The following is an 815-nucleotide window of genomic DNA, read 5'->3' as shown; positions in this document are numbered from 1 at the left end:
TTATTTACAAACCGCCGTCGAAATTGCAGAAGAAATTGAATCATCTATATTCCCTGTATTGACTGCAACTCAGAATGAAGCAGAACCGGATACTTATTTAATGTGTCGGGGAGTTCATCGACAGGCAATTAATTTAGCGCAAAAATTAAGGGAGATAAAAAAAGATTATATCATGGAAGGTGAAATACATTCATTCCGTGATATGAGATTCGAATTAGAACCCGCTCATGTAGCCATCAATAAATCAAGAGTGTTTATTAATGCACTTATTGAAAATGAGAAAAATGATGAAAGAGCAGTCGAGCTTTCTATTTTATCCGATTTAGTATTTACCGCAATAAAAGAAATAGAACGAATCAGAGGTGAGGAATTATGACAACATTAAAACCCATAGAAATTGCCACTAATGCTGACATCGTGATTGAAATACGTGAAGTCTATGTTGTTGACGGTGCTAGCCGGGCTTATTTAAGTGAAAGCGGTGCACTGAATAAATTAGCTTATGTTAGAGCACAAGAGCAATTCGACAAAGAAAAGAGGCCAAGTAACTATCCTATCAAAAAAGTTAAGCAAGAAGACGGAACGACTAAATTGATGTTTGGCAAGATGCGTCCTGAATTTATGGAAAGACATTCTCAAATTTTGGAAGAACTGAAAGCGGATATTAAACGGGAGCGAGAAAAGATAGCCCTACAGAAAAAGTATTCTCAGGCAATGAGTAAAATTAATTCATTACATGAGAAAATATCTGAGTTAGAAATGCAAATAGCCGACTTAGATTAATAATAAAAACAACAAACCAAATTTAATTACAG

Annotated in this window: 2 protein-coding genes; both read left to right on the top strand. The window is 34.8% G+C overall.

All coding sequences use genetic code 11. The features are described from left to right. On the top strand, positions 1 to 376 hold a 376-nt coding region (locus tag AACS92_RS02085; protein WP_099112036.1), incomplete at its 5' end, for a hypothetical protein. Next, entirely contained in the window at positions 373 to 783 is a 411-nt protein-coding gene (locus tag AACS92_RS02080; protein WP_099112035.1) for a hypothetical protein, read from the top strand. The genes AACS92_RS02085 and AACS92_RS02080, both read left to right, overlap by 4 nt. The last annotated feature ends 32 nt before the right edge of the window (positions 784 to 815 follow it).

This window comes from Xenorhabdus sp. KJ12.1, assembly GCF_963876495.1.
In the GTDB taxonomy this organism is placed as follows: Bacteria; Pseudomonadota; Gammaproteobacteria; order Enterobacterales; family Enterobacteriaceae; genus Xenorhabdus; species Xenorhabdus stockiae.
The sequence above is the reverse complement of the archived record's forward strand: the minus strand, read 5'-3'. Positions and strand labels throughout refer to the sequence as shown.

What these genes read in the sequence shown, in the direction of transcription:
- AACS92_RS02080 (WP_099112035.1), top strand. Translation starts at nt 373, where the DNA reads ATGACAACATTAAAACCCATAGAAATTGCCACTAATGCTGACATCGTG.